This window comes from Flavobacterium notoginsengisoli (assembly GCF_014207905.1).
GTDB classification, from domain to species: Bacteria; Bacteroidota; Bacteroidia; order Flavobacteriales; family Flavobacteriaceae; genus Flavobacterium; species Flavobacterium notoginsengisoli_A.
This window is the reverse complement of the sequence record NZ_JACHLB010000012.1, coordinates 64,950-90,070: the sequence shown is the minus strand read 5'-3', so window position 1 is coordinate 90,070 and position 25,121 is coordinate 64,950. Positions and strand designations below refer to the sequence as shown.

Annotated in this window: 24 protein-coding genes; 13 read left to right on the top strand and 11 right to left on the bottom strand. The window is 32.6% G+C overall.

The features are described 5' to 3' along the window. Positions 1–358 precede the first annotated feature (358 nt). On the top strand, positions 359–895 hold the full coding sequence (locus tag HNP35_RS23370) for an SRPBCC family protein (RefSeq protein WP_184168086.1): 537 nt from the start codon (positions 359–361) through the stop codon (positions 893–895). Between the two features lie 73 nt (positions 896–968). Here HNP35_RS23370 and HNP35_RS23365 read toward each other — a convergent pair whose 3' ends face one another. The 9 genes from HNP35_RS23365 to HNP35_RS23325 all read right to left on the bottom strand — a co-directional run bounded on the left by HNP35_RS23365 (position 969) and on the right by HNP35_RS23325 (position 9,822). Continuing rightward, complete coding sequence (locus HNP35_RS23365) at positions 969–1,349, bottom strand: ankyrin repeat domain-containing protein (protein ID WP_184168084.1); 381 nt, start codon at positions 1,347–1,349, stop codon at positions 969–971. A gap of 177 nt (positions 1,350–1,526) precedes the next feature. After that, positions 1,527–2,663: a glycoside hydrolase family 26 protein gene (locus HNP35_RS23360; protein WP_184168082.1), complete on the bottom strand. Its 1,137-nt coding sequence runs from the start codon at positions 2,661–2,663 to the stop codon at positions 1,527–1,529. Positions 2,664–2,694: 31 nt separating this feature from the next. Beyond that, a complete protein-coding gene (locus tag HNP35_RS23355; protein WP_184168080.1) occupies positions 2,695–3,648 on the bottom strand; it encodes a phosphoribosylaminoimidazolesuccinocarboxamide synthase in 954 nt (317 codons plus the stop codon). 127 nt (positions 3,649–3,775) lie between these two features. Continuing rightward, on the bottom strand, positions 3,776–6,121 hold the full coding sequence (locus HNP35_RS23350) for a S9 family peptidase (protein WP_184168078.1): 2,346 nt from the start codon (positions 6,119–6,121) through the stop codon (positions 3,776–3,778). A 103-nt stretch (positions 6,122–6,224) separates the two neighbouring features. Continuing rightward, positions 6,225–6,812, bottom strand: a complete 588-nt coding sequence (locus HNP35_RS23345) for a hypothetical protein (protein ID WP_184168076.1) — start codon at positions 6,810–6,812, stop codon at positions 6,225–6,227. 114 nt (positions 6,813–6,926) lie between these two features. Next, positions 6,927–7,757: a Cof-type HAD-IIB family hydrolase gene (locus HNP35_RS23340; protein WP_184168074.1), complete on the bottom strand. Its 831-nt coding sequence runs from the start codon at positions 7,755–7,757 to the stop codon at positions 6,927–6,929. A gap of 137 nt (positions 7,758–7,894) precedes the next feature. Continuing rightward, positions 7,895–8,257, bottom strand: a complete 363-nt coding sequence (locus tag HNP35_RS23335) for a DUF1801 domain-containing protein (protein WP_184168072.1) — start codon at positions 8,255–8,257, stop codon at positions 7,895–7,897. Beyond that, positions 8,254–8,733 carry a hypothetical protein gene (locus HNP35_RS23330; RefSeq protein ID WP_184168070.1) on the bottom strand — a complete coding sequence of 160 codons (480 nt, stop codon included), beginning with the start codon at positions 8,731–8,733 and terminating at the stop codon, positions 8,254–8,256. The genes HNP35_RS23335 and HNP35_RS23330 overlap by 4 nt, the downstream gene beginning before the upstream one ends. A gap of 138 nt (positions 8,734–8,871) precedes the next feature. After that, entirely contained in the window at positions 8,872–9,822 is a 951-nt protein-coding gene (locus HNP35_RS23325) for a PhoH family protein (RefSeq protein ID WP_144212431.1), read from the bottom strand. A 264-nt stretch (positions 9,823–10,086) separates the two neighbouring features. On the opposite strand from HNP35_RS23325, the gene HNP35_RS23320 reads away from it, so the two are divergent. From HNP35_RS23320 to HNP35_RS23290, 7 genes are all read left to right on the top strand, one after another. Further along, positions 10,087–10,914 (top strand): SAM hydrolase/SAM-dependent halogenase family protein, encoded by an 828-nt coding sequence (locus HNP35_RS23320; RefSeq protein ID WP_184168110.1) that lies wholly within the window; start codon positions 10,087–10,089, stop codon positions 10,912–10,914. Positions 10,915–11,183: 269 nt separating this feature from the next. Continuing rightward, positions 11,184–11,480: a putative quinol monooxygenase gene (locus tag HNP35_RS23315; RefSeq protein ID WP_184168068.1), complete on the top strand. Its 297-nt coding sequence runs from the start codon at positions 11,184–11,186 to the stop codon at positions 11,478–11,480. A gap of 57 nt (positions 11,481–11,537) precedes the next feature. Then, complete coding sequence (locus tag HNP35_RS23310) at positions 11,538–11,963, top strand: hypothetical protein (protein WP_184168066.1); 426 nt, start codon at positions 11,538–11,540, stop codon at positions 11,961–11,963. Positions 11,964–12,042: 79 nt separating this feature from the next. Beyond that, a complete protein-coding gene (gene gldF, locus HNP35_RS23305; protein WP_184168064.1) occupies positions 12,043–12,768 on the top strand; it encodes a gliding motility-associated ABC transporter permease subunit GldF in 726 nt (241 codons plus the stop codon). Next, the gene (gene gldG / locus HNP35_RS23300) at positions 12,768–14,453 is read left to right on the top strand and encodes a gliding motility-associated ABC transporter substrate-binding protein GldG (RefSeq protein WP_184168062.1); all 1,686 of its coding nucleotides are present in this window, start codon (positions 12,768–12,770) and stop codon (positions 14,451–14,453) included. Before gldF ends, gldG begins: the two co-directional genes overlap by 1 nt. Before the next feature lie 108 nt (positions 14,454–14,561). Next, entirely contained in the window at positions 14,562–15,680 is a 1,119-nt protein-coding gene (gene dnaN, locus HNP35_RS23295; RefSeq protein WP_111283020.1) for a DNA polymerase III subunit beta, read from the top strand. A gap of 462 nt (positions 15,681–16,142) precedes the next feature. Beyond that, entirely contained in the window at positions 16,143–16,772 is a 630-nt protein-coding gene (locus HNP35_RS23290; protein ID WP_184168060.1) for a DsbA family oxidoreductase, read from the top strand. Positions 16,773–16,858: 86 nt separating this feature from the next. Here HNP35_RS23290 and HNP35_RS23955 read toward each other — a convergent pair whose 3' ends face one another. Further along, positions 16,859–16,990 carry a hypothetical protein gene (locus HNP35_RS23955; RefSeq protein WP_260402254.1) on the bottom strand — a complete coding sequence of 44 codons (132 nt, stop codon included), beginning with the start codon at positions 16,988–16,990 and terminating at the stop codon, positions 16,859–16,861. Positions 16,991–17,200: 210 nt separating this feature from the next. Here HNP35_RS23955 and HNP35_RS23285 point away from each other — a divergent pair, with 210 nt between their 5' ends. The 5 genes from HNP35_RS23285 to pdeM all read left to right on the top strand — a co-directional run bounded on the left by HNP35_RS23285 (position 17,201) and on the right by pdeM (position 23,720). Then, positions 17,201–17,455: a hypothetical protein gene (locus tag HNP35_RS23285; RefSeq protein WP_184168058.1), complete on the top strand. Its 255-nt coding sequence runs from the start codon at positions 17,201–17,203 to the stop codon at positions 17,453–17,455. Between the two features lie 219 nt (positions 17,456–17,674). Continuing rightward, positions 17,675–18,685 carry a ligase-associated DNA damage response exonuclease gene (locus HNP35_RS23280; protein WP_184168056.1) on the top strand — a complete coding sequence of 337 codons (1,011 nt, stop codon included), beginning with the start codon at positions 17,675–17,677 and terminating at the stop codon, positions 18,683–18,685. Positions 18,686–18,819: 134 nt separating this feature from the next. Then, positions 18,820–20,421, top strand: a complete 1,602-nt coding sequence (locus tag HNP35_RS23275; protein WP_184168054.1) for an ATP-dependent DNA ligase — start codon at positions 18,820–18,822, stop codon at positions 20,419–20,421. Then, a complete protein-coding gene (locus HNP35_RS23270) occupies positions 20,422–22,881 on the top strand; it encodes a ligase-associated DNA damage response DEXH box helicase (protein WP_184168052.1) in 2,460 nt (819 codons plus the stop codon). It begins immediately after the preceding gene. A gap of 206 nt (positions 22,882–23,087) precedes the next feature. Beyond that, positions 23,088–23,720 carry a ligase-associated DNA damage response endonuclease PdeM gene (pdeM, locus tag HNP35_RS23265; RefSeq protein ID WP_184168050.1) on the top strand — a complete coding sequence of 211 codons (633 nt, stop codon included), beginning with the start codon at positions 23,088–23,090 and terminating at the stop codon, positions 23,718–23,720. A gap of 270 nt (positions 23,721–23,990) precedes the next feature. Here pdeM and HNP35_RS23260 read toward each other — a convergent pair whose 3' ends face one another. Then, the gene (locus HNP35_RS23260; RefSeq protein ID WP_184168048.1) at positions 23,991–25,121 is read right to left on the bottom strand and encodes an efflux RND transporter periplasmic adaptor subunit; all 1,131 of its coding nucleotides are present in this window, start codon (positions 25,119–25,121) and stop codon (positions 23,991–23,993) included.

Sequence of the window (25,121 nt, the reverse complement as noted above, 5' to 3'; positions counted from 1 at the left end):
TGATAATGATGATTTAAATTTCTATTCAAAGGTAATTATTTAATCGTATTATGCAATACAAAGTACCATGTTTTAACTAATACTTAACATTTGCTTAATAAAACCATAATAATAAGACCTTAACGTTACCAAATTGATTGGTTTCTCATTAATAGACGCAACTAAATCGAAAACGTTACACTTAAGACGGAAAAAAATTACAGAATTTTTCTTTTTTTTGATTATCAGTATAATTACAGTCCTTATTTATTTAACTTTACTATACATTCGAATAAACAAAAGACACAAGATTTGACAGCCGAAGCTGCTTTTATATATTGAGAAATCACTGAAATAGTAACCATAAAACCAAAATGTTATGATCATTATCAAAAGAATTCTTGTTGTTCTAATTTTAATTATTTCAATTGTTCTAATAGCGGCTTATTTTATGCCGAAAGAATATGCTGTAGAAAGAGAAATCACGATTAATAAACCAACAGATACCGTTTTTAATTATGTAAAATCACTAAAAAATCAAAATGAGTTTAGCGTTTGGGCCAATATGGATCCGAAAATGAAAGTAAAATACAAGGGTGTTGATGGTACAGTAGGTTCAATTTCTTCTTGGGAAAGTGATGTAAAAGAAGTTGGAGTTGGCGAACAAGAAATTACAAAAATAACTGAAAACAAACGTATTGATTTTGCTCTTCGATTTAAAAAACCAATGGAAGATACTGCTGTAGGTTTCATGTCAACGGAATCTTTAGGGGGAAATCAAACAAAAGTAAAATGGGGAATCAGTGGTGTTATTCCTTATCCAACAAACATTATGCTTCCAATGCTAAAAATGGATCAAATGATTGGAAACGATTTGCAAAAAGGTCTTGAAAATCTTAAAGATAAAATGGAATAATTGTTTTAAAGATTTATAAAAAAAGCATCATTTTTAATTAAATGATGCTTTTCTTTTTACTCAAAAAAGGCTTTTACTTTAACCCTTTTAAAATAGCTGCAGATTCTTCTGATTTTGCATATCTCGCATAATCTAAAGCTCTTAAACCATGCTCGTTTTCAATTGATGGTTTTGCTCCATTTGCTAATAAAATTTTAACTATTTCAGTATAATTATACCGAGCCGCAAGCATTAAAGGCGTCATGTTTCTGATAATTTTATTGACATCAGCGCCATATTCAATAATTTTTTTTACGCTTTCAACATCGCCTTTACATATAGCTGCGTGTAAGGGCGCTGATAAATAAGCCGAAATTTCAATTTGATTTTGAATTGCTTGCTTTTGATTAGAAGCTGTTGCGGAATTTGCAAATAGGAACAAAGCCGTTCCTAAAACGATTACTGTTTTTTTCATGATTGATTGTTTTTAATTGATTGATGATTGTGATGATTTATTACTTAGACGAACACAACAGACAAAACGTTGCATCAAAATGGAAAAAAATTAAAAAAAAATTAAAAACGCTTCATTTCAATAAAAAAGCGCGATCCAAATAATTGAATCGCGCTTTTCATTCTAGTCAAATTTACATTAGTTCAAATGGAACTTTTTGCTGTAAACATTTTTTACATCCTTTTCAAACAGCGTAAACGCATCATCGTAAAATTTTATAAAATCCTTTTCACTTACTTGACCTGGAAATGGAGCGTAATAATGTGTCGGACTTGTTGTATCATTTCTCCAAACCAAAACATAAGCCAATTGCAGATTTCCTGATTTCAATGTTTTTAATAAAACTTCTGTCCACCAATTTTCATTCGGAATTGATTCTAAACCTGTTTCTGTAAAAGCGGCTAGTTTTTTCTTTTTTATAGCTAAATCAGAAAATATTTTTAGTTTTTTTAATCCAGCTTCTAAGTCGTATTTGCCATCACGTCCGAAATCTCCATAATCATCCATTCCTAACATATCTACAAAATCATCGCCAGGATAACGCTCTAAATATTCTGATTCAGAATTAAATCGATTATCTGGAGAAAAGGCATAAATAAAATTATGTACTCCCAAAGAATCTTTTAAATAAGAAACTGTAAACTGCCAGACTGCAATAAAATCTTCACGAGAAGTCTGAGCTTTTCCCCACCAAAACCAATCGCCGTCAAATTCATGAAAGGGTCTGAAAATCATTGGAGAAAGTGTACCGTTTTTAGCTTTTACAGAATGAGCAAAATCAGCAATCGTTTTTAAAATCTCTTTATATTTTTCGTGATGTGAGCCGCCGGGTTTTATTAAAGACATTGATGCCGCAGAAATTCCATCTTTCCAATAAAATCCACCTTCTGAAGCTGGATTATTAAAATGCCATGAAACAGTTGTAATTCCTCCTCTTTCGTAAGTATCAATTACATTTCGTCTTAAAGTTTCTTTTGCCTTTCTAATCTGTTCTTCAGATTTTCCTGAAAAATCACTAAAATCGATGCCTACAACAGCTGGATGCGATCCCGAAACAGATTTTACATCTGATCGATTTTCTTCGTTACTCCAGCCATGACCATACTCCAATGCGTGTTGATGCCCAAAAAGAATATGATTTTTTGAAATGGTTTTTAAATTCTGATAAAGGTTTTTGGTTTCTTTTGTCGCCTTTTTATCAATTTGCGCCAAAAGAAAATGCCCCGCTGTAAGACATACAAATAACAGGGCATTTTTTATAATTTTATAATTCATGGTTTAAATAGTTAGTTTAAACCCGAAATTACTATTTTGAAGAAAGGTATTCTAATACATTTTTTTCAATACGTTGATCAATATTGTCAATATCAGCTTTTACGAATTTTTCTCCTAAAATATTCTCGTACAATTCGATATATCTTTCAGAAACAGATTCAATATATTCATCAGTCATATTAGGAATCTGTTGTCCTTCTTGACCTTGAAAACCATTTTCAATCAACCAACGACGAACAAATTCTTTAGATAATTGCTTTTGCTCCTCTCCTTTTTCTTGTCTTTCAGCATATCCGTCTGCATAAAAATAACGAGAAGAATCTGGTGTATGAATTTCGTCAATTAAAACAATAACTCCATCTTTTGTTTTTCCGAATTCGTATTTTGTATCTACTAAAATCAAACCTCTCTGAGCAGCGATTTCAGTACCTCTTTGAAATAAAGCACGAGTATATTTTTCTAAAACTAAATAATCTTCTTCAGAAACAATTCCTTTTGCTAAAATATCTTCACGAGAAATATCTTCATCATGAGAACCATTATCTGCTTTTGTAGTTGGCGTAATAATTGGCTCTGGAAATTTATCATTTTCTTTTAAACCTTCTGCCATCGCAACACCGCAGATTTGTTTTCTTCCTGCTGCATATTCGCGTGCTGCGTGTCCTGACAAGTAACCACGAATAACCATTTCTACTTTAAAAGGCTCACATAAATGTCCAACAGCAACATTTGGATCTGGAGTTGCAATTAACCAATTTGGAACAATATCTTCTGTCAATTCCATAAACTTGGTTGCAATCTGATTTAAGATTTGTCCTTTGTAGGGAATTCCTTTTGGCAAAACCACATCAAACGCCGAAAGTCTATCGGTCGCCACCATTACTAAAAGTTCGTCGTTGATATTGTAAACTTCTCTAACTTTTCCGCGGTAAACTGATTTCTGATTCGGGAAATTGAAATTTGTTGTTGTGATTGTATTGCTCATTTGTTGTGTTGTTGTTTTTTATAGATGCAAATTTAAAACTATTTAAAAGAGCAAGCAAGAAAGTATTCAGTTTTCAGTCTCAGTTTTCAGTCATAAAGCTAAAACTGAAAATTGAGACTGAAATTTATTATTTTAAAAGTGTTTCGTTAAATAAATTTAAAATTCTATTATATTCATCTATCCATGAATAGGTTTCTTTAAAACCGTGAGATTCAACTGGAAACGACGCTAAACTCCAATTCTTTTTTTGCAGTTCGATAAAACGCTGTGACAAACGTACAATATCTTTATATTCAACATTGTCATCTACCATTCCGTGAAGCATAACAAGATTTCCTTTTAAATTATCGGCAAAATAAATTGGTGAACTTTTTTTGTAAGCTTCGGGATCTGTTTCAGGGAAATTTAAAATATTTCCAGTATATCCGTGATTGTAATGTGCCCAATCGGTTACAGAACGTAAAGCTGCACCCGACTTAAATTCACCTGGAGTTGTAAGCATTCCCATTAAGGTAATAAATCCACCGTACGAACCTCCATAAATTCCAACTCTATTGGCATCAATACCATATTTTTCTACCAATACTTTTTTACCATCAAGATGATCAGATAAATCTTTTCCTCCCATAAAACGGTAGATTCCGGCTCTAAAATCTCGTCCGTAACCATCGCTTCCTCTATAATCAATATCTAAAACGGTATATCCTAAATCTGTCAGCAAATTATGAAACATATATTCTCTATAATAATTACTCCAGAAATTATGCGCATTTTGTAAATATCCTGCGCCGTGAACAAAAATTACAGCTGCTTTATTGGCATTTTCTGCTTTTGGAGTATACAATCTTGCATTTACAGGTGTTCCGTCTTGAGCTTTAAAAGTGATAACTTCCGGTTCTCTCCATTTATATTTTTTGAAATCTTCTGTAACCGAAGAAGAAATCTGCTGCAAGACTGCATTCTTTTTATTGTCTGCAACATAAAAATCCCAAGGAATGTTTTTATACGAATAACGAACTAAAAGAGATTTTTCGTCAGGCGAAAGCACAACTTCATGAGCCCCATCCTTTGTCAATATTGGCTGTAAAACTCCGTCAACCGGAGATAATTTATAGAAATCTCTATTTCCGGGATGAGTTGTATTGGTAGACAAATAGAAAACTTTTTTATCTTTTGATAACATCACATCACGAACTTCCCAATTTCCTTTTGTAAGCTGTGTTTTCTTTTTAGTTTTTAAGTTGAAAGTGTATAAATGAGAGTAACCAGTTGCCTCAGACTGAAAATAAATAGTTTCATTATCAGCTAAAAAATCAAGATTTCCTGAAGAAAAGGAATAAGAAGGAATTCCAGGTCCAGCAATCCACGCATCGTCATGCTGATGTTCTATTTCTTGAAAAGTACCTTTCTCCAAATCTAAACTTACCAGCCATCTATCTTTATTATCTTGACTTCTAATATCTACAATTGCTAATGATCCGGTTTCGTTATATATTGGTGCTTTAGGAACAATCAATTTATTTTCTTTGGCTTTATTTTTCAAATTATCATACAATTCAAAATATTTTGGCGCATCTTGAATATGACTTAAAGTAGAAAAATCCACATAATAAACAGAATCTTTGGCAACAGAATAAATTCCGAATTTTGTTTTTACGAAATTTTTTGTCGAAACTTTTTCTTTCGTTTCTGGACTCTGATTGTACCCATCTGCCGTTATAAAAACTTCCATTTTTTCACTTTTAACTTCTGGTTCTTCAACCAAAAGAAAAGTAGCAAAATTGCCGTTCGGATTTGCCTGAAGTCCAGTAAATCGATCATTTCCATAAAAATATTGTTTCGCAAAATCAGATTTAACAGCTTTGCTTTTATCCAAATTCCATTGTTTTTTTGCTTCTTTATCTCTTATAAACTGGAATAATTCTTTTTGCTGTACAGCCAAAAAAGATTCTGTGTCTGGCTTTACCTCTTTTTTAACGCCTTTGTTAAAATTGGTAATTTGTAAAATCGTACCCGCTTTGGTATCGTACTTAAAAATATTTTCGTTTTGTACAAAAAACAATACTCCATCTTGAGCGCCCAATTGCAAACTAGACAATCTAGAAGATTGCTGAATTAACTTTTTTACTGTTTTGGATTGAATAGAATACGAATATAAACTTCCGTTATCCAGATAATAGACCAAATCTGATCCCAGTTTCGATTTAAAATCCTGTTGAGAAAAAGCAGCTTCTTTTGGAGACACAATTTCAGGTTTTGACATTCCTTTTTGCCAATAAAATGTACTTGGCCCTAATTCGTCTTTTGGGTTCCATTCAAAATAAACCTTTTTACCATCTAAAGACCAGCGTCCGTTTGTGGGTTGATTTCCAATAAAAGATTCGCCTTTCATTATTTCTTCTAATTTCAATTCTTGGGAATTTCCCAAAATCGAAAGCAATAAAAAGGCGGCGGTAAAAATGTTTTTTGTCATAATGAATGTTTTTTTGATAAAACAAAAATACACTCTCCAAACTTCTAAAAAAATGTTTTTTTTCTACAATATTCCAAATTACATCAACAATTCTTCAAATAAGTTATTTAAAGCTTAGAATTCCTTTGCCTAAAGATTTTATAGAAGCATCCAAACTTCCGAGTGTTGTTTCTGATAATTTTTTAAAATCTGTTGATTTGACTATCAGAATTTGTCCTTGATCTTTGGCGGGAGCAGTTGGAACAAAAATAACGGCATTTCCATTTGCATCTTCTTCAATTAAGTGAGCAGGCTGCCAAAATTCTCCGTTTTTAAGCAAAATAGGAACATCTGTACTTGGTTTCTTTTTTCTTTTATTTAGTTTTTCTTCTGCCTCCTTTTTATTTTTTTCATAGCCTGGCAAAAAAATCATGAGTTTGTCGTCTACCCAATTAGTAAATCTTCTAAGAAGAGCCAGACGCATCAAGAATCCGCTTAAATAAATCAGAACTAATAAAATCATTCCGCCCGCAATATCTGTCGCGTACTTACCCAGAAAAAGATCTAAGCGGAGAAAATGGGCAAATTTTTCGCCATAATTCTGGAAGAACTTCCATACTTTTTCTAACAATACAAAAAATACAAGGAGAGGCAATAGAACTAAAGCTCCCGAAATACAATTTCGTTCAACTTGAAGTAAAAATTTTTTCATCGCTAAAATAAATTAAGATTAAAAAAAAAGAGCTAATTACTTGAAAATTAGCTCTTATAAAAATAATTATAATTTATAATTCAGCAACAAAAACGGAATATAAAACAGTAATTTTTAAACTGTTACAAATTCTTTATCCAAAATTCTTGAAGCAATATATCTAGCAACTCCATCTTCTGCATTGGTTTTAATTACTTCTAAATCTGGCAAGGCATCTTTTAAAATTGAAGGAGCATTGCCCATAATTAAGCCTTTTCCTGTTGAAGACAACATTTGCAAATCGTTAAAACCATCTCCAAAAGAAACAGCTTGATCCATCGTAAAGCCTTCTTTTTCTAAAACTTTTGCAATAGCAACTGCTTTATCTACAGACTTGTCCATAAATTCTAGACAAGTTGGCAAACTGAAAGCATGATGTAAATGTTCTGAAGAATTGGCTAAAACTGCGTCTCTTACCTTCAAAAGTTTTTCGTGACTATCGCATGAAAAGAAGATTTTTATTGCTTTAAAGTCTTCAATAGTTTTATAATCTACCAATTCTGGACGGTATTTTAATTCGGCTTGAAAAGAGTTTAATCTTTCATTCCATTTATTGGTTTGCCAAACATTTTCTTTGAATAAAACAACCGTAACATCCGGATCGATTTCAATATTCAAAGCTGCTTTCACGACCTCGCTATCCAAATTAAAAGCAAAAAGTTCTTCTTTATTTGGCGAATGAATTCTTCCTCCGTTAGAGCTTACCAGATAAACCGGTACAGCTAAGGTTTCGATAATTGCCATTGCATCAAGATGATGACGTCCTGTAGCTACAACAATCAGATAACCTTGATTATGAAGTTCTTGAAAAATTGATTTAGTGTATTCTGAAATTCTGTGTTGTGGGTTGAGTAATGTTCCATCAAGGTCACTTACTACAACTTTTATATTTTTAAGTTTTGTCATATTATTTGTAAAATTCAATGATATGCAAATTTAAGGTTTTAAGCTCGGCTAGACAAAGATTACAAGCTTTGAAAGCTAAATTTGAGGCAAGTTTATTATTTATTTAACTATTCGGTTAAATATTGCTTTTTAAATAATTAAATCTTAACAATTCCCAATTTATATAAATTTATGGCTTTTTGAATCACAAATTCAATTTGTTCTAAAGGCAAATCTTCTTCAGAATCGAGCAATAAAATTTTCATTCTCGAACGTTTTTCTTGAAGAAGAAAATCTTCATCAAAATGTTTTCCTTCCACAATTCCGATATAAGGTTGTTTGAGTTTTTTATGAATCCAGAAATAGCAGAACATTTTTCCTTTATAAGAGAAAAAAGGCATTCCGTATTTTAAAGTATTTGTAATGTCTGAATCTTGTTTTAGAATGATTTCTTTTAAAACTAGAAATAAGCCTTTTATCGGTTCTTTTTGGTTTAGGTAGAAATCATCTATATTTTTCATTTTCTAACTTTTTGAGTTTTTGCAAAAACGATTTTTAAAGTATCTGGACATTTGGAATCTCTTCTTAATTTATAAACTAAAGAATCGTTTTTGATGTAAAATCTTTCTCTGTCAAAAATTAAAAAATCAGCACTTTCATTAGAATTGCAATTTGGTATTGTTAGTGAATCTTTTCTTTTTTCAAACGGATTGCAATCAACAAACGGAAGAGTTCTGTAACAAGTATCACTTTTTATACTGCTCAATTCTATAGAATCTCCAACTATTCTCCATTTACCTCGCGAAAACCCTCGCCAAGTACATGCTCCACTTGTACAGGAAAAAGTACTGTCTTTCTTTATTTTTATTATCGTTAAACTTGGAACTACATATTCTGTATCATACCACGTACCAACAAATTTATTTACTGGAATTTCTTTTTTTTGACATGAAATCAAACTAAGAAATAATACTAAAATCGATATTTTAATTCTCATATAAATCTTCTTAATAATATTCCATTTCAAAAAAATATTCGTTTTGTACTTTTCAAAAGAAAATATACAAAACGAATATTAATAAATGTTAAAACACATTTTTACGATTTACATTTAACATTTCAATAAAAATTAAAATTAATCGTGATTCTCGATTTGTTTATAAGCATCGATTACCTTTTTAACCAATCTGTGACGAACGATATCTTTATCATCTAGATAAATAATTCCGATACCTTCAATGTCTTTGAGAACCAAAATCGCTTCTTTAAGACCAGAAATAGTTCTTCTTGGTAAATCGACCTGTCCAGGATCACCAGTAATCATAAATTTGGCGTTTTTTCCCATACGGGTCAAAAACATTTTCATTTGTGAATGTGTGGTGTTTTGGGCTTCATCAAGGATTACGAAAGCGTTATCAAGCGTACGCCCACGCATAAAAGCAAGTGGCGCAATCTGAATAATTCCTTTCAAAATATAATCCTCCAATTTTTCATTCGGAAGCATATCACGCAACGCATCGTACAATGGCTGCATGTAAGGATCGAGTTTTTCTTTCATATCCCCAGGAAGAAATCCGAGATTTTCTCCGGCTTCTACTGCAGGACGCGTCAGAATGATCCTTTTTACTTCTTTATCTTTTAGCATTTTAACCGCCATAGCGACACCGGTATACGTTTTTCCGGTTCCAGCAGGACCAATAGCAAAGACCATATCGTTTTTCTTGATCGTGTCAACCAGTAATTGCTGATTGGGTGTCATTGCTTTGATAATCTTTCCGCCAACACCATGAACTAAGATTTTGTCATGATCGTAAGCTCTTTTTTCTTCCTGACCATCACTCATAATTACACGTTCAATTACATTATCATCAATATTATTGTAACGTGTAAAATGAAGCATTAATCTTTGAAATCTTTTTTCGAATTCATCTAAAACTTCTTTTTCGCCAAATGCTTTTAAAGTTGTCCCTCGCGCTACGATTTTAAGCTTTGGGTAATACTTTTTAATGATTTCTAGATGGCTGTCCTGCGCGCCCCAAAATTCTTTTGGTGCAATATCTACTAGCTCGATTATTCTTTCGTTCAAATGAAGTAGTTTTAAATTAAATAATTCCTTTTAGTATTTTAGAGGTTGTCGGGTCTTTTTTTTAGTCGCAGTACTCAGTCGCAGTTTTCAGTTTTTTTTTCTTAAAACCAAATCAGTGTTTCTGAATATTGTAACAATCAAATGCTTTAAAAATTACAAATTGTCTTTTCTTTCTTTCAATTTGTATTTACTATTACTAGCTTTGCATTTCTCAAATTTAATGAAAATTAGATTTAAATACTATCAATAGTTATAAACAAAATGATGTCAATAATTACCCTTACAACAGACTACGGCTTGAAAGATCACTTTGTGGGAGCGCTGAAGGGTAAAATACTTTCTGAAAATCCAGAGGTTCAGATTATTGACATTTCTCACGACATTGATCCTTTTAATACTGCCGAGGCGAGTTATATTGTTGGCGCTTCTTATTTGAGCTTTCCAAAAGGAACTGTACACTTAATTGGTGTCGATATTGAACGCAATAAAGAGAATCAGCATATTGCCATGCAGTGGAACGACCACTACTTTATTTGTGCCGATAATGGAATTCTAAGTATGTTGACTCAGAAGATTGTTCCGCAGAAAATTGTCGCTATCAATATTCACGATCGTTTCCCGATTGAATCAACAGATTTGGATATTTTTATTCAAGTGGCTTCTCATTTGGCAAAAGGCGGATTACTGAATGTTATCGGAAAAGAAATTACAAGCATCAAAGAAGCAACCGAATTGCAAGCAGTTGTAGCAAACGACGGAAATTCTTTAAAAGGTTACGTAATTTATATTGACCATTTTGGAAACATTGTTACTAATATTTCTAAAAAACAATTCTTAGAGATTTCGCGCGGACGTCCGTATGAAATTGTTATGAAATCAAAAAACATCAAAACAATTCTACCCAATTATTCGGCTATTGCGACTTCAGACAAATATCCGATTAAAAACTATGAAGGGGAAAAACTGGCTATTTTTAATGAAGCTGGTTTTTTAGAAATTGCTATTTTTAGAAGTAATCCTTCAAAAGTAGGTTCTGCTAATAGTTTATTGGGATTGAATTATCGTGATGTGATTACAATTAAGTTTTCTTGATTTTAGATTTTTATATCTCAAAGATTTAGTTATTATAAAGTTCTTTTGTCATTTCGACAAAGGAGAAATCTTCGCAAGAAACTCCGCATAAAAAAGTCGCCAATCTTTGTAGAGCTACTCGCGAAGATTTCTCCTTCGTCGAAATGACAATATTGTCTAAAAAAGTATTCAAAAAATTTATAAAAACAACAATCAATTTTGGTATTTTTGCGCACCAGAACAGCTTTTATACATTCTAAAATCTGCATTCTAAAATCTAAAATAACAATATGTTAGTTCGAATAGTAAAAATGAGTTTTCACGAAGAAAAAATTCCTGATTTTCTGGAGAATTTTGAATCTGTGAAAGATAAAATACGAAATGCAGAAGGAAACCGTTTTTTAGAATTGTATCAGGATAAAAATGACAAATGCATCTTTTTCACTTACAGTTATTGGGAAACCGAAGAAGATTTAGAAAATTACAGAAATTCTGAGCTTTTTAATACCGTTTGGGATTTCACAAAGAAATTATTCAACGCAAAACCAGAAGCTTGGAGTATGGATAAAGTAGTTTCTTTAGCGTAAAATTTAAAGTTTTTAGCAAATTCATATTTTGAATATTAATAATTAAAAATATTAAAAATGCCTTTAACTCGATGTTCTAATCAAAGTGGATCTTTAGCAGATTTTTACACAGAATGGGCTTCTGAGAAAAACATCATTTCTTCCAACGTTGGAAAAACAATGTTAGAAGTTATTAATTTGATTAATGTAACATTTCTCAAGACCCAAATTTATGGATTAACTTCTCATGCTAATCTTCTATTGTTTTCAGAAGACGATTGGACATCTGACTGGTACATTGTCATTAAACCAAATAGCTTCAATAAATATTGTTTAGAATATAAAATGACTAAAGAAAATCAACCTTGGGAAAATGCTTTTGTCACAGGCGAAACAAACTCACTTGAAAAATTCAAAGATTTTATCATTATAGCGATGGTCGAAAGTCAAGGCTGGACAGAAAGTGAAGAAGTGAATGAGTTACATAGACAAATTAAAAAATAATACAAAAATAAAAGTTTTTAAGTTTGCAAAGTCAACTTGAAACCTGAAACAAGAAAAACCTGAAACAAAAATAAAACGAATGAAATCAATCATTTTAAGAGAAATAAAATCCTTTTTTGGTTCTCCTATTGGCTATTTAGTCATTGCGATTTTCTTAATCAGCAACGGACTATTTTTATGGGTATTTGAAGGAGACTATAATATTCTAAATTCGGGTTATGCCGATTTGACTCCGTTTTTCACTTTAGCGCCTTGGATTTTAATATTTCTAATTCCAGCCGTTACGATGAGAAGTTTCTCAGATGAAAAAAAACAAGGAACTTTAGAATTATTATTGACCAAACCTTTATCGATCTGGCAAATTGTTAATGGAAAATTCTTTGGTTCTTTTTTACTGATTATTTTGGCTATTATTCCAACCTTAATTTATGTAAAAGTAATTTCAGATTTAGGTTCGCCAGAAGGCAATATCGATATGGGAAGCACAATTGGTTCTTATTTCGGATTATTGTTTTTAATTGCTTCTTATTCCGCAATCGGCATCTTTACTTCTACCCTTTCAGAAAATCAGATTGTGGCGTTTATTATTGCCGTTTTTTTGTGTTTTTTCTTTTATTTCGGTTTTGAAGGATTAAGTTCATTAATTCCTGGCTCAAATAATTTTATTTCGGTTTTCGGAATGCAGAATCATTTTAAAAGTATGAGTCGAGGTGTTATTGATACTCGCGATATTATTTATTTTTTAAGCATTTCAATCGCTTTTTTATCTTTTACTGTTTATCAATTAAAATCTTTTAAAGCGTAATGAAAGCATCTACAAAACAAAATATCAAGACTTTAGGAATTACAATTTTTATTTTAATTGTTTTAAACATACTTGGAACGCTATTCTTTCATCGTTTTGACTTAACGAAAGACAAACGTTACACTTTGTCTCCAACTTCGTTAGGAATTATAAAACAGGTACAAAACCCGCTTTCTATTAAGATTTATATGGAAGGAGATCTTCCTGCCGATTTTAGACGTTTGCAGCAAGAAACAAAACAATTATTAGAAGAATTTCAGGCTTACAATAAAAATATTGTTTTCGAATTTGTAGATCCGTTAGCAAACGAAGAAGAAAGTGAGGAATTGACAAAATCTCTTTTTGAGAAAGGATTAACGCCTGTAAACATTACTGTTGATGATAAAGGAAAACAATCTCAAGCAATGGTTTTTCCTTGGGCAGTTGCCATTTACAATAATAAAGAGGTTAATATTCCTTTGTTGAAAAACAGAATGGGCGCTTCGACAACTCAAAAAGTAATTGGTTCTATTCAGCATTTAGAATATTCTATTGCAGATGCGATTAATAAAGTCACTAAAAACAAGCAGAAAAAAGTTGCCATTATAAGAGGAAATGGTGAATTGAAAGAGATTTACATTGCTAAAATGCTGCTGCAAATTAGAGAAAGCTATTTTATTGGCCCATTTACTTTAGATTCTGTTGCCAAAGATCCAAACGGAACTTTAAATGCGTTAAAAAAATACGATTTAGCGATTATTTCAAAACCAACAGAAAAATTCTCTGATGAAGAAAAAGAAGTTTTAGATCAATTTATTATTAATGGAGGAAAAACACTTTGGCTAATTGATCAAACGGCTGCCGACATGGATAGTTTGTACAATGATGCAGGAGCAACTTTAGCGTATCCGAGAGATTTAAATCTGAACGATATGTTCTTCAAGTACGGATTCAGAATTAATCCTGATTTAGTAAAAGACGAACAAGGAACTCCAATTAAATTAGCAACTGGCGAACAAGGAAGTGCTACACAATATCAAGATTTTATCTGGAAATTTGCACCGCAAGTTTACCCTACAAGCCAGCATCCAATTGTTAAGAATCTTGGTGGTATTAAATTCGATTTTGCCAATCCGATTGACACTTTGAAAAACGGAATCAAGAAAACGGTTTTATTGCAATCTTCACAATATTCTAAGACAATCGGAACACCTGCTGAGGTTAACTTGAACATGGTAACCGAAAAAACAACTCCAGAAGAATATGTAAACAAAGGCAATAAGCCAATGGCTGTTTTATTGGAAGGTGAATTTCATTCTGCCTTTGAAAATAGAGTTTTGCCATTTAAAGACAATTCATTTGCAGCAAAAGGAAAACCAAACAAAATGATTGTAGTTGCCGATGGAGATTTAGCTCGAAATCAACTAGATAAAAACCTAGAACCGGTTGAATTAGGTTATGATCAAAGAACAGGTAATTTATACGATAACAAAGACTTCATCATGAATTGTATCAATTATTTGCTTGATGATACTGGACTTATTAACATCAGAAGTAAAGATGTCGAACTGCCTGTATTAGACAAGGAGAAAGTTTATCAAACTTATACTTTAACACAATTCATAACTATCGGAGTTCCAATTCTAATTTTAGCACTATTCGGAGTTGCCTTTACTTTTATCAGAAAAAGAAAGTACCGCAAATAGATGTTAATAAAAAAATGTAATACTTTGGATAGTTTAAGATATATTTGTAATCCGTATATTTAGCCCCAAATTAGATAAAAAAGCTTATCAAAAAATAAAATAAAGCAGATGAAATTTATAGTATCGAGTTCGTACTTATTAAAACAATTACAAGTTTTAGGTAGTGTAATCAATAGTAACAATACGTTGCCAATTTTAGACAACTTTTTGTTTGAACTAAACAATAATGAGTTGACCGTTTCGGCTTCAGATCTTGAAACAACTATGTCGGCTACATTATCAATCGATTCTACAAGTAAAGGAAGCGTAGCTGTACCAGCTAAACTTTTACTTGAAATTTTAAAAACTTTTCCAGAGCAACCTTTGACTTTTACAGTTGAAGACAACAATACTGTAGAAATTAGCTCTAATTCTGGTAAATATGCATTAGCTTACGCGGCTGGAGAAGAATTTCCAAAAGCTGTAAGTTTAGAAGATCCATCTGTTACACTTGTTCCTGCAGAAGTTTTAGCAACTGCAGTTAGCAAAACTATTTTTGCAGCCGGAAATGACGATTTACGTCCAGTAATGTCTGGAGTTTTCTTCCAGTTTTCGCCAGAAGGATTAATTTTCGTTGCAACTGACGCTCACAAATTAGTAAAATATGCACGTACTGATGTAAAAGCATCTCAAGTTGCAGATTTTATTATGCCTAAAAAACCTTTAAACATTTTAAAAAGTATTTTAGGAAGTTCTGATGCTGAAGTTAAAATTGAATACAATGACTCAAATGCGACTTTCTCATTTGACAATTATATCTTAATGTGTCGTTTAATCGACGGAAAATACCCAAATTATGAAGCGGTAATTCCAAAAGAGAATCCAAACAAATTAATGATTGACCGTTCTTTATTTTTAAGTTCTGTTCGTCGTGTTGCAATTTTCTCTAATAAAACTACACACCAAATTCGTTTGAAAATTGCTGGAGCAGAATTAAACGTTTCTGCAGAAGACATCGATTACTCAAACAAAGCAGAAGAAAGATTAACTTGTGATTATCAAGGAGATGACCTTCAAATTGGTTTCAACTCTCGTTTCTTAACAGAGATGCTTACTAATTTACAATCAGACATGATCATGCTTGAAATGTCATTGCCTAACAGAGCTGGAATCTTAACTCCAGTTGATGGTTTAGAAGAGGGAGAAACAGTTACGATGCTCGTAATGCCTGTTATGTTAAATAGTTAACATCAAAGTTTCTTTTTGTTACAGGGATATTTTTTAGTTCAACATTAAAGATATATCATTGTAAAAAAAAAGATATCGCTATTAACCAACCATTTTTTATACCTAGAAACCGCAATTCCTAATAAAGAGTTGCGGTTTTTTATTTGGAGTTAATTTTTGTTTCAGGTTTCAGGTTTCAGGTTTCAAGTTTCAGGTTTCAAGTTGATATGCTTTGTGTTTTTCTTACCGCAAAGTGCGCAAAGGTTTTACGCAAAGAGCGCTAAGATTTTTACCCAGAGTTGTTTTAGAATGCAAAGCAAACAAAGCTTTGTGAACTTATTTTCTTTAGAAAAGACTTTAGAAAAAAGAAAACTTTGTGACCTTTGCGTAAAACCTTTGCGCACTTTGTGTTAAAATTATACGTATAGTATATCAACTTGAAACCTGAAACTTGAAACAACAAATTTTCCTTATCTTTACGATATGAAAATAGAAATTTGGTCGGACATCATGTGTCCGTTTTGTTATATCGGAAAAAGACAATTGGAAACAGCCCTTTCAGTATTTCCAAATGATACTTTTGAAATCGAGTGGAAAAGCTTTCAGCTTGACCCAACAATCACTTCTCAACCAGATACAGACGTTTACATGTTTTTAGCAGAAAGAAAAGGAATGTCGCTTGAACAATCTAAAGAAATGCATAAAAGTGTGGCAGAACGCGCTAAAAGTGTCGGTCTAAATTACAATTTTGACAAAGCTGTAATCTCAAATTCGCTAAACGCGCATAGAATCATCCAGTTGGCCAAAACGAAAAATATTGGCGACAGAATGGAAGAAATTTTCTTTAAAGCCTATTTTACTGATGGTCAAGATTTAAACAACGGACTTACTTTAATCAAATTAGGTATTCAGGCTGGTCTTGATGAAACCGAAGTTAGAGAAGTTCTAGAAAGTGATGATTTATTTATAAAAGAAGTTCAATCTGATATTAAAGAAGCAGGAGAAATTGGTGTACAAGGTGTACCATTCTTCGTATTCGATAGAAAATATGCAGTTTCTGGTGCTCAACCTGTCGAAACTTTTGTAAATACTATACAGGAAGTTCTGAAATAAAATTTAAAATTATAACAACCAAAAAGCGTGCTGTGTATATCTAAACAGCACGCTTTTTTTTTATTTAGTTTATAATTAACTAAAAATTAATGACCTGCTCTACCTTTTGAATCTGTTGATTTTGTAGTAGTGCTTTTTCCTCTAGAACCGTTCATCGATTTTTGAGTTTTTCCAGAATCTTTCATTCCAGATTTCGAATCTTTTCTTGAAGTTTCCATAATGTTTTAATTTTTAAATAATTAATAGATACAAAGTTGCAAAAATAGGACAAGGTATATTTTACAGAATTACGACTGATTTTTATAGAATGAAAATTCAGCAATAAACAAATCATGTAAGATTAAAATTGAATCCTATAATTTTTTTAATCTACTAATTATCAATTTTGTATCTATAAGTTGAAAATTATTAATTTAAATATAGCAGCTATGAAAACGAATTTCGAAAACCGATACACTGCCAAATTAAATGATTTTAAATGCAGCCGACCAGATCACATTGACACAGCTCATGAAAATGAAGATATCGATCAGGAGTTCACAAGTGGACAAAATGACGAAACAAATCATAAAAGAGAATGTGATTATGTTTCTGAAAATGATTGTTATGAAATTATTGAAAGCGGACTAAATACCGCCGAAGATAATACTCCATTTTCAACTTATGACCAAACCAATCCTTAAGACAGCTATAATTTAGATCATGAAGATGATAAATATAATTGTCCTCCATATAAAAATATTGAACACTAAAAACCAGAACTGCCATGTCACCAAAATATAAATATTCTTACGCGATGCTTCATTTTATAAACGCCTTTACGTTTGTTTTGAGCATTTCACTAATTGCTTATCTTGTAATTGCAACAAGACAATAAGATTATTACTATCTAATTCGATAAGATGAATCCGCCATTATTACAGTTTAACGATAAAGGAATTTACTGTCAGCAGGCAGATGTTTATCTTGATCCTTGGCGTCCTGTAAAAAACGCCATCATCACACATGGACATTCTGATCATTCTAGATGGGGACATCAAAATTATATTACGCACCACACAAATGTTCCAATCATAAAATATCGTTTGGGAGATATTAATGTTTCAGGTAAAGATTGGAATGAAACTTTTACCATAAATGGCGTAAAATTCTCTCTTCATCCTGCGGGGCATATTATTGGTTCGGCGCAAATTCGAGTAGAATATAAAGGTGAAATATGGGTTTTTACAGGTGATTATAAAACCGAAGATGATGGAATTTCTGTTCCTTATGAAGTCGTAAAATGCCATTCTTTCATTACCGAATGCACTTTTGGTCTTCCAGCCTTTAAATGGGAACCACAAGCTGAGGTTATGACGGAAATCAATAAATGGTGGGCTGAAAATCGTGCAGAAGGAAAAACTTCTGTTCTTTTTGGTTATTCTCTAGGAAAAGCACAACGTTTACTAAAATATCTTGATCCCAATATTGGGAAGATTTATACGCATGGCGCTATTGAAAACATGACAAATGTTGTTCGCCCAATGATTGATCTTCCTCCAACAATTAGAGTGACTCAAGAAACAAAAAAAGAAGATTTACTAGGAAATATTGTTCTAGCACCGCCAAGCGCACATGGAAGCACTTGGATCAGAAAAATGACTCCTTTTGTTACCGGAACAGCAAGCGGCTGGATGGCTTTTAGAGGAGCAAGACGCAGACGAGCCGTTGATCGCGGATTTGTAATTAGCGATCATTGCGATTGGACAGGTTTATTGGAAAGCATCAGAGCAACAGGAGCAGAAAAAATAATCTGTACTCACGGATATTCAGATATTTTTTCTAGATATCTCAGAGAATTAGGTTATGATGCCAGAACCGCACATACACAATATGAAGGAGAAACAAACGAAGTCATTAATGATGAATTGTGAATTGTGAATTGTAAAATGTTATCTGTTAGATGTAAGAAATAAAACATTTAGCACATCTAACTTTCCACATATCACATATCACATATCACATTTCACATATCACATTTCACATTTCACATCTAACATTAAAAAAAATGAAAAACTTTGCCGAGCTTATAAAAACCTTAGATAGTTCTAATAAAACATCGGTAAAAGTGGATGCGCTGACTAATTATTTTCTAAAAGCAAGCGACGAAGACAAAGTCTGGACAATTGCCATTCTTTCACATCGCCGTCCTCCCCGACCTGTTAATACGACCTTGCTCCGTTTATGGGCAAATGAATTGGCCAATATTCCGCTTTGGTTATTTGAAGAAAGTTATCATATTGTGGGTGATTTGGCGGAAACGATTGCTTTGGTTATTCCAACTACAAAAGAACATTCTGATAAAAGTCTGACCGAATTTCTACAGGAAATAATTGCTTTAAAAAAGAAAACAGATTCAGAGAAAAAAGAATATTTACAAACCAATTGGCTGAATTTAAATTATTACGAAAGATTCGTTTTTACTAAATTAATAACTGGCAGTTTTAGAATTGGTTTAAGTCAGAAGTTAATGACTCGTGCACTTTCGAAAGCTGAAAATATTGGCGAAGACACGCTTGCTTACAAATTAATGGGCGATTGGAATCCGAATACCATTACGTTTCAGGAATTAATTTTAGATGAAAGAAACAGCGATTATTTATCAAAACCTTATCCATTTTATTTAGCTTATCCAATCGAAGGCGAACTTGAAAGTTTAGGAAATCCCGAGGAATGGAGCATCGAACATAAATGGGACGGAATACGGTCGCAGACTATAATTCGTGATAATGAAATTTATGTTTGGAGCCGCGGAGAAGAATTGGTAACCGATAAATATCCCGAATTTCAATCTTTCATCGGGAATATTCCAAACGGAACTGTTATTGATGGTGAAATTCTTCCTTTCATTGAAAATCAAATTGGGACATTTAATGATTTACAAACTAGAATTGGCCGTAAAAATGTTTCGCCTTCAGTATTAAAAAATACGCCTGTAATTATTAAAGCTTATGATTTATTGGAATGGCAGGGAAATGATATTCGGAATATGCCTTATGAGGAACGCCGTACATTGTTAGAAGAATTATTTACCGGTTTAATTGGAAAAGAAATTCCGCTACAGCTTTCTGAACGATTTAATTTTTCGACTTGGGAAAATGTTACAAACGAAAGATTAAAATCTCGCGAAATGAAAAGCGAAGGTTTAATGCTCAAACGAAAAGATTCTGCCTATTTAGTCGGAAGAAAAAAAGGCGATTGGTGGAAATGGAAAATCGAACCTTTAACAATCGATGCCGTCCTCACCTACGCCATGCGCGGTCACGGAAGACGCTCCAATCTTTTTACCGATTATACCTTTGCTCTTTGGCAGGAAAATGAAAATAACGAACGAGAACTCGTCACTTTCGCAAAAGCGTATTCCGGCTTAACCGATGCCGAATTTAGAATGGTGGATGATTTTATTAAAAAAAATACTTTAGAAAGATTTGGCCCTGTAAGAAGTGTTACGCCAAAATTAGTTTTTGAAATTGGTTTTGAAGGAATTGCACTTTCCAAAAGACATAAAAGTGGTGTTGCAACGCGTTTTCCGCGAATTTTAAGATGGCGTCACGACAAGAAAATTGAAGATGCCAATTCTATAGAAGATTTAAAAAATATGATTTTATAAATGAACAGAGAGCAGTTATTTTCCATCGCCAATAATTGGTTTGAAAGTCAGGGATGGAAACCTTTTCCGTTTCAGACACAAACTTGGACTGCTTTTTTGCAAGGGAAAAATGGCTTATTAAATGCGCCAACGGGAAGCGGAAAAACTTATGCGCTTTGGCTTCCAATCATCTTAAATTACATTAAAGAAAATCCGAATTATAAAACTAAACACAATTCTGGTTTAAAAGCGATCTGGATTACGCCTCTGCGTTCTTTATCTGTAGAAATAAAACAAGCTGCAGAAAGAGTTTTAACTGATTTGGATATTCCAATGACAGTTGGCATTCGTTCTGGAGACACTTCATCTGCTGAGCGCGCCAAGCAAAAAAACAAAATGCCCGATTTGCTCATTACAACTCCTGAAAGTCTGCAATTGCTTTTGGCAACAAAAGGTTATGCAAATACTTTTAAAAACTGCAGTTCGATTGTAATTGATGAATGGCACGAATTACTGGGAACCAAACGCGGTGTACAAATAGAATTGGCTTTATCCAGACTTAAAACTATTGCCAAAAATATTCGAATTTGGGGAATCTCAGCGACAATCGGTAATTTACAGCAGGCACAGGAAGTTTTGCTCGGCGTAGATTCTGAAGCCTATCATAATTCTGTTTTAATTAAAGCTGTAATTCACAAGAAAATAAAAGTAATTTCTATTATACCCGAAAAAATGGATACCTATCCTTGGCGCGGACATATGGGATTGCATTTGATTGATGAAGTGGCAAAAATTATAAAAGCCAGTAAAACGACACTTATTTTTACGAATGTTCGTTCGGCATGCGAAATTTGGTATCAGCGTTTATTGGAGCATTATCCTGAATTTGCAGGAGAAATGGCAATGCATCACGGAAGTATCGACAGGGAAACCAGACTTTGGGTAGAAAATGCTATTCGGAATGAAGAGTTAAAGGTTGTTGTCTGCACTTCCAGTTTGGATTTGGGCGTTGACTTTGCTCCTGTCGAATCGATTATTCAGGTTGGCGGTCCAAAAGGTGTTGCCCGTTTTATGCAACGCGCCGGAAGAAGCGGACATCAGCCAGGAAAAGAAAGCGTTATTTATTTCCTTGCTACTCATGCTATCGAATTAATAGAAGCTTCTGCCCTTAAAAAAGCAGTTGAAAATACGATAATTGAAGACCGTATTCCGTATTTAAACAGCTGGGATGTTTTAGTACAATATCTCAATACACTTGCTGTTTCAGATGGATTTTACCCTAATGAAATTTTCAAAGAAATTCAGGGAACTTTTAGTTATCAAACCATTACAGCTGAAAACTGGAACTGGATTTTAAATTTTATTACGCAGGGAAGTCAAAGCCTGCACGCTTATGACGAATTCAAAAAAGTAGAAATTGATGAAAACGGCTGTTATAAAATCAATAACCGAATGACCGCCACACATCACAGAATGCAGATTGGAACTATTGTGGGAGATGCCGTTATGAATGTAAAATATATGAGTGGCGGTTATATCGGTACTATTGAAGAATGGTTTATTTCGAAATTAAAACCAGGCGACACTTTTATTTTTGCCGGAAAAAAACTGGAATTATTCAAAATCAGAAATATGCAGGTTTTAGTTAAAAAAGCGAGTCCGAAAAAGGAATCTAAAATTGCCAGCTGGATGGGCGGACGTTTGGCGTTATCTTCGCAAATGAGCGAATTATTACGTCAGGAATTGTATCGCGCTAACACAGACAATCTTTCTCCTGAATTAAAGGCATTACAGCCTTTGTTTCAAAGACAGCGAAAAGAATCTATCGTACCAAGTTCAGATGAATTTTTAATCGAAACTTTTAAAACCAGAGAAGGATTTCATGCTATTTTTTATCCGTTTGAAGGACGATTTGTGCATGAAGCTTTAGCAAGTTTACTGGCATTCAGAATCAGTTTACTGCAATCTATCACATTTTCTCTGGCGTATAACGATTATGGTTTCGAACTGCTTTCTGATCAGGAAATAGATATTGAAGCAGTTTTAGATAATAATTTGTTTTCAACTGAATATGTGCATCACGATTTGCAGAAAAGCCTGAATTCAACCGAAATGGCTCGAAGAAAGTTTAGAGACATTGCTGTAATTTCAGGATTAGTTTTTACTGGATTTCCTGGAAAATTAGTCAAAACAAAACATCTTCAAAGTGGTTCTCAATTGCTATTTGAAGTTTTCAGGGATTTTGAACCTGACAATTTATTATTGCATCAGGCGTATCGCGAAACCTTTGAACATCAATTAGAAGAAGGGCGTCTGATTTTGGCTTTAGAGAGAATTGCAAATCAAAAAATAATTTGGAAACAATGCTTAAAACCGACACCTTTTAGTTTTCCAATTATCACCGATCGATTACGAGAAAAACTTTCAAGCGAAACTTTGGCAGAACGAATTCAAAAAATGACAGCTTCTTACATGAAATAATATTTAAACGTTGGATGCAATTATTTTTAACACATAGGAACATAGTTTTTTTTAAAAATTTAGGAAGGCGTTTCACTAATTTAAACGCACATAGTTTAGCTATGTTTGGAAACTAGTTTCTTTTGATTTCTTTTATCAAACCAAAATCTATGTTTCTATGTGTTAGAATCATTTTTTTTATTTAAATCTAATGTGGATAATATTTTATGAAAATTCAAATACAAAACCAAAACTTTATACTTCACTCTAGCGGTGCTTTATTTTGGGAAGAAAAAAAGACCATAATCATTTCTGATGTTCATTTGGGAAAAATAACTCATTTCAGAAAACATGGAATCGCCATTCCGCAAAATGCTGTTTCAGAAAATTTCAGAAAGATTACGGAAGTTCTGGATTATTTTCTTCCTGAGACAATTATTTTTCTTGGAGATTTATTCCATAGTGCCAAAAATGCAGAATGGAATTTATTTGAAAAATGGATTTCAAATCATAATCAAAAAACCTATTTAATTGCTGGAAATCATGATATAATTGATGAAAAACATTATACTCAAATCGGAATAAGTGTAGTTAATAATTTAGAAATTGATAGTTTTCTTTTCACACATCATCCCACAGAAAAAGAAAATTTATTCAATTTTTCAGGGCATATTCATCCAGGTATAACATTGCGCGGTTTGGGAATGCAAAGTTTAAAACTTCGTTGTTTCTTTCAAAAATCCAATCAAATGATTTTGCCTGCTTTTGGAGAATTTACAGGAAAATTTATTTTGAAACCTGAAGCAGATCATATCGTTTATGCGATCGCTGGAAATGAAGTAATTTTGATTAATAAGTAATTAATTTTTATCATCAACAATATTCAATATTCTGTTAGGAATATCTCGTCGGTAGAAAAAAATATTTGTTTGCATTGTGTCCTATAGGGACACCTGATTTTATTAAAAAGCAGCAAATCATTATTCAAACGTTCCTACGGAACGTAAAATCACAATTCTTTTTTTTCTACCGACGAAACATTCCTACGGAATGAATTATTTAGATAAATTAAAAACCCAGTAAAACTAAATTTACTGGGTTTCTTATTTGTCCTTTTTCAATAAAAAAAATTATTGTTCATCATTATTCATAGCTGACATTAAAAGCGTATAAGCATTTTTTACAACTACTTTTGAAGAACTAGAAATAGCATCTGAACTAATTTGTGAAAAACCTTCATTTTTAACTCCAGACTTTATTTCATTCATCTGAAACTGATTATTACCAAGGTCTGTAAAAACAAAAAACTTGCCCTGCCAGCGCACTACAGCATCTTCAGGAACCGTTAAAGCTTTTTGATTTTCTACTTCAACCTCAGCATTTACAAATAAACCTGGCAAAAGTGCCGGATTATAAGCATTTACTTTACAGATAATTTCGGCAGCTCGATCACCATTTAAACTCTGATTTATAAAAGCAATCTTTGCAGGATATTTTTTTGTGTCCGAATTATTAGCAAAAGCCATTACCGTCTGACCAATTGATAAAGAAGCAACGTCTTTTTCAAAAGCATTTAAAGTCAATACAATATCTCTTTTATCAATCAATTCAAATAGCATATCGGTTGGATTTACATATTTTCCAAGATTGACATTTACTTTTGAAACCAAACCATTTATAGGTGAAACTACTTTTATGGTTTTGCTGATAGTATTTACGTTTAATGATTTAGCATTAATTCCTAATAAATGTAATTTCTGTTCCAAAGAAGACATTGTAATACGTTGTGTTCTCATTTCGGTTGTAATTTGCTCTAAAACTTTATCACTGCTGGCTTTACTTGCATTAAGTTCTTTTTGTCTTTTGTATTCATTTTGAGCTAATTCAAACTTTTCTTTAGCCATAAGATAATCCTGCTGCAATTCAATAAACTGCATATCTTCTAAAACGGCTAAAACCTGACCTTTCTGCACATTCATTCCGGCAATCAAATTCGTGCTTTTTACATATCCGCCCAACGGAATACTGATACTGATTACACTTTTAGGCGGAACTGTTACAGTACCTTGAAGCTGTAAAACTTCTTTTATGTTTTGAAGTGTCGGATTTCCAGTTTGCAAACCCGCATTTTTAATCTGCTCGCTTGTCAATTTTATAATATTAATGCTTTTAGGTTCAGCATTTTTATTTTCTTCATTTTGCTTCTTTCCGCAAGAAAACAGTACTAATGCGCCTGCAAACGCTACTATATATTTTTTCAT